The organism is Actinomycetota bacterium (assembly GCA_035536535.1).
In the GTDB taxonomy this organism is placed as follows: domain Bacteria; phylum Actinomycetota; class JAICYB01; order JAICYB01; family JAICYB01; genus DATLNZ01.
Genome location: DATLNZ010000165.1, coordinates 1 through 8590, shown reverse-complemented (window position 1 = coordinate 8590; position 8590 = coordinate 1). Strand labels below are relative to the sequence as shown.

The following is an 8590-nucleotide window of genomic DNA, read 5'->3' as shown; positions in this document are numbered from 1 at the left end:
CCGCGAGTCCGCACGCGTGGAGGAGCTCACCCTCGGCTACCGCGTGGCCGAGTCGATCATGCAGGTGGCGTCCCGCGTGCTTGCCGTGGCGGCGCCCGCACTGCAGGCGCCGAAGGCGGTCCGCCGGGAGCCGGGCGAGGTTGTCATGCACGACGTGTCCGCGGGCGAGATGGCCGCGACCGTGGTGCGGGAGGCCCGGGAGATGCAGGCCGCGGTCGGGACGGCGGCCGTGATCGCGCCGAGGCAGGAACTGGACGCGATCCGCGAGGCCTTCGTGGCCGCGGGGGCCGACTTCGGCGACGCGGAGGCCGAGGGAATGGACCACCCGGTGACCCTGGTTCCGGTGGACCGCTGCAAGGGCCTTGAGTTCGACGGCGTGGTGCTGGTGGAGCCGCAGGGCGTCGTGGAGGCCGCCGGCCTGCGGATGCTCTACGTGGCGATCACGCGCGCGATGCGAAGGCTGTCGGTGGTGCACACCGGACCATTGCCGCCGTTCCTGGGGTCAGGAACGGCGGCGTCCGGTCGTCAGCTGGTGCAGTCGGCCTAGGGCCTCGGAACCGCCGAGGCGATCGGCGAGGCCTGCGGCGGGACCGGTCCACTGGGGGCCGGAGTCGCTCCCGGCCCAGCCGGAGTGGCTGCCGGCGCGCCGGTTCGGGTCGGCGGGCGAGCGGTTGAGGTCCGGCCTCCTCCTGTACCGCCGGTGTCCGCGTCGTTGTCCGTGGCGCGCGGTCCCCCCTGGCCAGCCAGAAAGGGAGCGATCGCTTTCAGCACGTCCGCCTTGGCCATCGGGGTTTCCGTGGGTCCCTTGTAGACGCCACCTTCCGCCGGGAGGCCGAGCAGGTTTCCGATGATCGCGGCGTGACGGGCCTCCACCCCGAAGATTCCTGCGGCCGCCTGGAGGATCTCCTTGCTCTTGATGAACCCGGCGGCGCCCAGATAAGCGGAGACACCGGTGTTCTCGAAGGCAAGGCTCGTCTCCAGGAACTTCTGCCTGTTGGCGAAGGAGTCCTTGAAGTCCACGGCCGGAGCGGCCGTGGGCTGTCCGCCCAGCTTTTTGATGGTGTCGCTGATGGCGGCCACGTGGGCGTTCTCGTCGTCACCGATGGCGCGCAAGTAGCCTTCTTCCTTGCCGGACAGAAGTCCGCGGGCGTTGCCCTGGTTGTAGAACTCCGCCTCCAGGAACTCCAACGTCAGTGCGTAGTTCAGCACCGCGACGTCGTCCGGGAAATCGGCCGGCTGTGCAAGTGCCCACCTGGCGGTGAGCATGTGGAGCGCCGCGGCGCCGGGAATCGCAACTGCCCCCTTGAGCATCTCTCGTCGGTTCATCAGTTGCCCTCCTCGCCACCTGGCGTTCCGCCTGCGGGACTGGCCGTGGACGAGGCGCCAATGAAGGGCTTGACCTCCTGGAGGACGGCCTCTTTGTCGAGCTTCGCCTCGACGGGCGCAGGGAACGGCTTGCCGCCCGTGAGATCGGCGAGGATGGCGGCGTGCCGCGACTCGACTCCTGCGATGGACGCCGCAGCAGCCAGCACCTCCTTGCTCCCGATCCTCGTCACCTGTCCGTGATAGGCCGTGACGCCGAGGTTTTCGAACCTCGCGGCGGTGGCCAGGAAGGTGGCCCTGTCCTTGAAGGTGGCATCGGGGTAGACGAACGTGGGACGTGCCGCAGGCGTGCCGCCCAGCTTCTGGACGGTCGCGGTGATGGCCGACACGTGGGCGTCTTCGTGAGCCTTGATCGGGGTCACGAGCTCGAGGTCCCTGCCGGTTAGCAGGTTCGCCTTGAGTCCCCGGTCGTAGAAGTCGGCTTCGAGCAGTTCGAGCGTCAGCGCGAAGTTCAGGATCTCCACGTCTTGCGTGGGGGCCGGGGACTCGTCCCTGGCCGCTCGGGGCTTCTTCGCGTCACTGCACGCGACCCCCGCGACTGCCAGTGAGGTTCCGGCACCGACTAACCCGGCCCACTTCATAAAGCTCCGCCTGTCCACCTCTGTGGCAAAGCGGATAACTGGCTGCCCACCAAAGGGGCTCTTCTCCTGCGCCACAAAACCTCCTGTCGCTAGCGGCACTCCGCGGTCACTACTGCACTGCCTTTCCAGTGTTCGTGACCATGCCCAGCCCATAGGCGGTGAAACCGGTCGCGGCGCTCTGATCCTGCCCGCGCAGGGAGGCCGCGGCCCCGGACGCTCGGCGACGGCTTGATCGCCATGACTGCCGGCCGCCGGCGGTGCGAAGTTCCAGGCCAGGCAGGACTGATGCTGGCCGAGGGCGAATGGTACGAGGGGGCCCGGGTTTGGGCCCTCGCGCGGGTGATGCGCGCCCGGGGCGCACGTCGTCCGCCGGACATCGGTTGCAGGGGGGTTGGGTTTGAGAATTCGGATGATGTTGGTGGTCGCCCTCGTGGCGTCCATGGCAGTGGTGGGGCCGCGTGCCGAAGCGGGGGCAGCCAGACTCGCAACGTTCCCCGTCGCCGACCTCGAGGGCTGGGGCGTCGCCGTCGACTCAGCCGCCAACCGGCTCTACGTCTCACATACCCCAACCAGCCGGCTGCTCGTCCTGGACCCGTCGACGGGCGCCACGATCAACAGCCTGCCCGTGGGCCGCTTGCCACACGACGTTCTCCATGACCCGGCCTCCGCCCGCATCTACGTGGCCAACTACTACGGCGACAGCGTCTCGGTCATCAGTTCGACGACCTTCGCGACCCTCGCAACGATCCCAGTCGGCTCGGCACCCCACAATCTGGCCCTCAACCCACGGACGCAGCGGCTGTACGTGACGATGTATGGCAGCGCGGCCATCGGCGTCGTGGACACCGGGACGCTGTCCACGGTCGGCACTGTAGGCGTGGGCGGCACGCCGTACGAGGTCGCTGTCGATGAATCCCGCAACGTGGTCTATGTCGCTAGGTCCGGCGGTCTCACCGTCGTGAACGGTGCAAACCAAGTGATCCGCTCGATATCCCTGGGCTATTCGCCCACCGGCCTCGGATACGACCCCGTCTCCGACGGGCTGTTCGTGTCCGACTGGCAAGCCGACAGCGTGCACGCGCTGGACGCCGCCACCTTGGCGCCCCGTGCGACGATCCAGGTGCAAAGGGGACCCGCATCGCTCGTGATACAGCCCGAGACGCACCGAGCCTACGTTCTGCACCGCGGCAGCGGCAGTCTGTCGGTGATCGACACGGCCACCATGACGGCCGTCCAATCCCTATCGCTCGGCTTTGACCCCACCGGTGTCGCGGTAGATCCCACAAACCAGCACGTATACGTCGGGCGCAGGGACAACATCGACAAGTTCACCGAGGACGACGTCGCTCCGGACACTTCCTTCGTGTCCTCTCCCGGCCGGTACACCTCCAGTGCGAGCGCGTCGTTCGCGTTCGCCGGAGCTGACGACCTCAGCTCGGGTGCGATGTTCTCTTACCAGTGCCGATTCGGCTCGGCCCCCTTCTCCGCGTGCTCCAGCCCGGTGGCGATCAGCGGGCTGCAAGAAGGCACCTATACGTTCGAGGTCCGCGCGCGGGACAAGGGAGGCAACGTCGACCCGTCACCCGCGCTCCACACCTGGACCGTGGATGGAGGACGGCCTGCCTCCGGTTTCCTCACGTCACGCGACTCGGTCCTGATCAACGCGGGAAGCGTCGCGTCCGATGCCGTTCAAGGGACAGCGAGCGACGCCCTGTCCGGGATCGCTGACGTCAGCGTCACCTTCCACCCGGACACGCCGGGCGGCCAGCCCTTTACCGGCGCCGTCGAGATCTCCTGTCTGGATGAAGGCCGCCAGAACTGTTCCTGGAGGTCCAATCTGCCCGGCAGACCTGGAGGCTACTCGGTGCACGCGGTCGCGCGCGATCGCGCAGGCAACCTCGAGCTACCGGGTCCGGTCACGCGCGTCATCGTCCTGGGAGCCGCCCCACGGCTTCTGCGACACCCCTCAGAACTGCCACAACACTAGGTGCCCGCGCGGTGCTAGTCGCGGACGCCGTGGTGCGCGTCCGATCGCATGTCTGAGTGACAGAGGGGCCCGATCGCGGCCCCCCGGCTCTGCGACGATGACACCTCGACGCGGCGACCAAGGGAGCAGGCCATGGCAGAAGACGGGCGCCAAAGAGCGGGGGACGGCGGGTCCACGCCCATACCCGGCTCGACGACCACCGTCTACACCGATGGGGCCTGCGTGGGCAACCCCGGCCCCGGGGGCTGGGCCTGGGCCGTCCCCGGAGGCCGCTTCCAGAGCGGCTTCGAGCGGCAATCCACAAACCAGCGCATGGAGATCACGGCGGTGCTGGAGGCGGCCCGGTCGCTGGACGGGCCCCTGGACGTCGTCAGCGACTCGACCTACGTCGTCCACTGCTTCCGGGACGGCTGGTGGAAGTCGTGGCTCGCAAACGGGTGGCGCAACAGCCAGAAGAAACCGGTGGCCAACCGCGAGCTTTGGGAGCCGCTGGTGGAGCTGTACGTTGCGCGGAAACCGGACATCGCCTTCCGGTGGGTAAAGGGCCACGGCGGCGATCCCGTCAACGATCTCGTGGATCGCCTGGCGGTCGAAGCCGCCCAAACGCAGGCCGCGCGCGAAGGCACGGGCTTCCCGGCGGACCTCGGGGCGGCCGACGACCCGGCCCCCGTCGGTCGGGGCCGCGACCCCCGGCTCCCGTCCGGACGTCTGGTCGTGGTCGGCGGGCACAGGCCCCCGGACATCGGTGGCTACGGCGACAACCCCGTGGCGGACAGGATCACGAAGCGCCTCGCGGAGATCCTGACGGCAAAGCGGGAGGTCCACCCGGACCTGAAGGTCCTCACCGGGCTCGGCCTGGGGGCCGAGCAACTGGGGGCCGAGGCCGCGTGGCGCTCGGGCGTCCCGTACGTCGCCGTCGTCGCCTATCCGGGGCAGGAGTCCGTGTGGCCGTCGGTCTCGCAGGTGTCGTTTCGAAGGCTATTGGACGGCGCCTCCGGGAGCATCGTCCTGCAGGCCAAGATTCCGGAGACCAGGCAAAAGGCGGGAGCGGCGCTGGCGAGACGGGACGCGTGGCTGGCGTCCAACGCAGACGAGGCCGTGGTCGTCTGGGACGGACACGACGCGTCGGTCGGCCGCTTCGTGCAGTCCCTGGAGGACCGCCTCCCGGACGACCTGTGGATCTTGGACCCGCACGACGGCACCTGATCGCGCCCGTAAGATCAGATTTCGCCCGTAAGAATCAATCCGAGGAGGAGACATGAGCCACCACTCCCATGCCGCCGGCGTCTACCCGGCGCTTTCGTACCGCGACCCGGCCGCCGCGCTGGACTGGCTGGAGTCGGCCTTCGGCTTTGAGCGCCTGATGGAGGCCAGGATGCCGGACGGCAACCTGGTCCACGCCGAGATGAAGCTTGGCAACGGGGTCATCATGCTGGGTCCGTCGCACCCGCAGATGGGCTGGACAAGCCCGCTGGACCTGCCCGCCGTGAACCAGTCCGTCTACGTGGTCGTGGACGACCCCGACTCCCACTGCGCGCAGGCACGCGGCGCGGGGGCCGAGATCGTCCGGGAGCCGAACGACACCCCCTACGGCTCGCGCGAGTACGGGGTCAAGGACCTCGAGGGCCACATCTGGTCGTTTGGGACCTACGTCCCGCAGCTCACCCCGAGCGGAGAGGTCGCCGCGGTCTCCTCTTAGTCAGGCGAGGTCCGGTTCTGCCGGAGGGGGCGTAGCGGGAGCCGGCTGCGTCCCCTCCGCCTCCGCCAACAGGGCCTCCAAGTCGAGCCGCGCGTTGTACATCGTCAGCGAGCCGTCGGGGTTGCGAGGCCACTGGTTCTCGGGCCGGTCCCGATACAGCTCGACGCCGTTGCCGTCCGGGTCGTCCAGGTACAGCGCCTCGGACACCCCGTGGTCCGACGCTCCCGTCAGCGGCCACTGGGCATCGACGAGCCGCTTGAACACCTCGGCGAGGTCCCTGCGGGTCGGGAACAGGATCGCGTGGTGGAAAAGGCCGGTGTGGCCGCGAGGTGGCGGGGAGCCGCCCCTGGACTCCCACGTGTTGAGTCCGATGTGGTGGTGGTACCCACCGGCGGAGATGAACGCCGCCTGCTCGCCCCAGCGGACCATCAGCTCAAAGCCGAGGATGTCGCAGTAAAAGCGCAGGGCGCGGTCCACGTCGGCGACCTTCAGGTGGACGTGGCCGATCCGGGTACCGTCCGGCAGTCTGGGCGAGCCGCTCATGGCAGCTGGGTCACCGAAGCCGCCACCTCCATCGCGCGCTCCCTGTCCATCGCCTCGCCACGGTCCCAAGCGACCGCGAATCCGCTCCCCATGCGCTTTCGGAGCGACTCGATCATCCGCTCACGTTGCGCCGCACGCTCCGTTGAAGGGGACGATTCTGTCGAAACCGGGGCTGCGGACGCAACGGCGGCCGAGGCGGCGAACAGTCCTGCGGCGGCCTCGTCCTCGCCGGCAAGCGATGCTACGGTGGCCGCCATCTCCAGTGGCCGCGCGAGAAGGTGGGCCTCGGCCCCGGACTGCAATCCCAGAGCCTCGCGGGCCATATCCGCCGCTTGCCGCATGTCGCCTCTCTCAACCGTCAGTTGAAACAGGTTTCCCAGCGACGCGATCGCGCGAGCGTCCGCGCCGATGTCACGAAAGATCTGCCAGGCCTCCCGGTAGCGGGCGGCCGACTCCTCCGGGTTGCCCTCCCGGGCCTCGATGACACCGAGGTCGTGCAGGCAGGCACCGACGTGCAACCGGACGTTGGCCCCGCGGGCGAGCTCCAGGCCCTCCTCGAGCAGTTTTCGGGCCTCCTGAAACTCGCCCCTGCGCATCGCATCCACCTCTCCGGCAGAGATCGCTATCAGCAGTGCCATCACGTCGCCTGTGGCTCTTGCTGCCCGCATCGTCTCGGCAGCCAGAGCGCGCGCCGCCTCCCAGTCCCCGAGCTCCCCGACGATCTGCGCGAGGTTGTTTCGCAGGCCGACCGCACCCACCACGTTGCCGATGCGCTCCGCCACCGGGAGCGCTTCTTCGTAGGCAACCCGGGCCCGCTGCAGGTCTCCTGAGTCCAGCCAGACGTTGGCGAGGTTCGTCAGCGACCTTTGGATCGCGTAGTCGTCGCCCAGATCGCGGGCGAGCTGCAGGCTTTCGGCGTGAGCTGTCTCCGCGCCGGCCATGTCCCGCAGCGCGCGCAGTACATTTCCGAGGTCGCTGAGCGACTGACACTGGCCGGGACGGTCCTGCAACGACCGATAGACGTCGAGCGCGGACTGGTTCAGCGACTGGGCACGGTGGTACTCGCCTTCGGCCTCGGCCAGGTAGGCCGCGCCGGACAAGGCTCTGGCCAGTTCTGCCGTAGCATCTCCAGGAGCCGCTGCGAGGACCTCCTGCAGCCACGCCGTCCCCTCCGTCACGTGGCCGCGGCGCTCCCAGAAAAACGACAGCCATCCCGCCAACTCGACGGCCGTCCCGACGTCGCCCTGCAGGCATCGCCGCAGGGCCGCCCGGAAGTTGTCGTGCTCGGTCTCCATCCGCTCGAGCCACGGGGCGACGTCCGGACCCCTGATGCCGCCTGCCGCCTGCTCCGCCAGCCGGACGGACCATCTGGCGTGCGCCTGCACCAGCCCGGGGGCGCTGCCGGCGGCATGCAGCCGGTCCCAGGCATACAGCCGGACCGTCTCGAGAAGCCCGTAGCGCGAGGTCTGCCCCTCGGACGTGACGTTGACAAATGAGCGTGCGGCGAGCCGGGCCAGTCGCGCCGGCAACCCCGGGCCTGCGCCGGTCACCTCCTGCGCCGACTCCAGCGTCCATCCGCCCGCGAACACCGACAGTCCCGACAGCAGGTCGCGCTCGGCCTCGTCCAGCAACTCCCAGCCCCAGTCCAGAACCGCCCGGAGTCCCTGCTGGCGCTCGGGTGCGGCTCGATTGCCGCGGGACAGAAATGCGAATCGGTCGGCCAGCCTCTCCCCGATCTCGGAGGGCGTGAGCGAGTCGGCATGAGCCGCCGCGAGCTCTATCGCGAGCGGGAGCCCGTCCAGGTGCCGGCAGATCTCAGCCACCTCCGAGGCCGAGGATGCGTCCAGCTCGAACGACTCGTAGACGAGCCGCGCGCGGTCCGCGAACAGTGCGACCGCGTCCGACGCCGCGGTGTCGGCGGGAGCGGCGCCGGGAGCCGGGAGGCCGAGGGGCGGAAGCTGATAGACCTTCTCCCCGAGCACGTCCAGCCGCTGCCGGCTGGTCGCCAGCACCTGGAGGTTTGGACACGACTCCAGCATCCCGGCAGCCACGAGCGCGGCCGCGTCGAGCACGTGCTCGCAGTTGTCGAGCACGACCAGCATCCGCGCCGACCCGATCTGCGCCCGAATCGCCTCGACGACGTCGAGTCCCGGCGAGTCGGCGACTTCCAGCGTCCGCGCCGTCTGATGGGCAACCAGCTCCGGCTCGGTCAGGCTCCCCAACTCGACCACCCAGGTGCCGTCGGGGAACAGTCCCTGCACCCGTCGGACGACCTCGGTCGCCACCCGCGTCTTGCCGGCACCGCCCGGCCCCGTAACCGTCACGAGCCGGTGGGAGCCCAGCAGCGCCTCGAGCTTCTCGAGTTCCTGCTCACGCCCGACAAAGCTCGTCAGGGGC

8 protein-coding genes are annotated in these 8590 nt (G+C 69.3%); 4 read left to right on the top strand and 4 right to left on the bottom strand.

Going from position 1 to position 8590, the window contains the following annotated elements; translation table 11 throughout:
* A partial coding sequence (locus tag VNE62_11195) for an ATP-binding domain-containing protein (GenBank protein ID HVE92843.1) occupies window positions 1–547 on the top strand: 547 nt, incomplete at its 5' end.
* Here the strand turns inward: VNE62_11195 and VNE62_11190 are convergent.
* Together VNE62_11190 and VNE62_11185 are read right to left on the bottom strand one after the other, a co-directional pair.
* On the bottom strand, window positions 544–1326 hold the full coding sequence (locus tag VNE62_11190; protein ID HVE92842.1) for a ferritin-like domain-containing protein: 783 nt from the start codon (window positions 1324–1326) through the stop codon (window positions 544–546). The genes VNE62_11195 and VNE62_11190 overlap by 4 nt on opposite strands.
* Window positions 1326–2039: a ferritin-like domain-containing protein gene (locus tag VNE62_11185; protein ID HVE92841.1), complete on the bottom strand. Its 714-nt coding sequence runs from the start codon at window positions 2037–2039 to the stop codon at window positions 1326–1328. Before VNE62_11185 ends, VNE62_11190 begins: the two co-directional genes overlap by 1 nt.
* A 337-nt stretch (window positions 2040–2376) precedes the next feature.
* On the opposite strand from VNE62_11185, the gene VNE62_11180 reads away from it, so the two are divergent.
* The 3 genes from VNE62_11180 to VNE62_11170 all read left to right on the top strand — a co-directional run bounded on the left by VNE62_11180 (window position 2377) and on the right by VNE62_11170 (window position 5650).
* On the top strand, window positions 2377–3951 hold the full coding sequence (locus tag VNE62_11180; protein HVE92840.1) for a YncE family protein: 1575 nt from the start codon (window positions 2377–2379) through the stop codon (window positions 3949–3951).
* Window positions 3952–4083: 132 nt separating this feature from the next.
* On the top strand, window positions 4084–5157 hold the full coding sequence (locus VNE62_11175; GenBank protein HVE92839.1) for a ribonuclease H: 1074 nt from the start codon (window positions 4084–4086) through the stop codon (window positions 5155–5157).
* Between the two features lie 52 nt (window positions 5158–5209).
* Window positions 5210–5650, top strand: a complete 441-nt coding sequence (locus tag VNE62_11170; GenBank protein HVE92838.1) for a VOC family protein — start codon at window positions 5210–5212, stop codon at window positions 5648–5650.
* Here VNE62_11170 and VNE62_11165 read toward each other — a convergent pair whose 3' ends face one another.
* Complete coding sequence (locus VNE62_11165; GenBank protein ID HVE92837.1) at window positions 5651–6193, bottom strand: VOC family protein; 543 nt, start codon at window positions 6191–6193, stop codon at window positions 5651–5653. It lies immediately after the preceding gene.
* A partial coding sequence (locus VNE62_11160) for a tetratricopeptide repeat protein (GenBank protein HVE92836.1) occupies window positions 6190–8590 on the bottom strand: 2401 nt, incomplete at its 5' end. The genes VNE62_11165 and VNE62_11160, both read right to left, overlap by 4 nt.

Coding starts and splice junctions, on each gene's coding strand:
- VNE62_11190 (HVE92842.1), bottom strand. CDS start 1,326: ATGAACCGACGAGAGATGCTCAAGGGGGCAGTTGCGATTCCCGGCGCC.
- VNE62_11180 (HVE92840.1), top strand. CDS start 2,377: ATGTTGGTGGTCGCCCTCGTGGCGTCCATGGCAGTGGTGGGGCCGCGT.
- VNE62_11175 (HVE92839.1), top strand. CDS start 4,084: ATGGCAGAAGACGGGCGCCAAAGAGCGGGGGACGGCGGGTCCACGCCC.
- VNE62_11170 (HVE92838.1), top strand. CDS start 5,210: ATGAGCCACCACTCCCATGCCGCCGGCGTCTACCCGGCGCTTTCGTAC.
- VNE62_11165 (HVE92837.1), bottom strand. CDS start 6,193: ATGAGCGGCTCGCCCAGACTGCCGGACGGTACCCGGATCGGCCACGTC.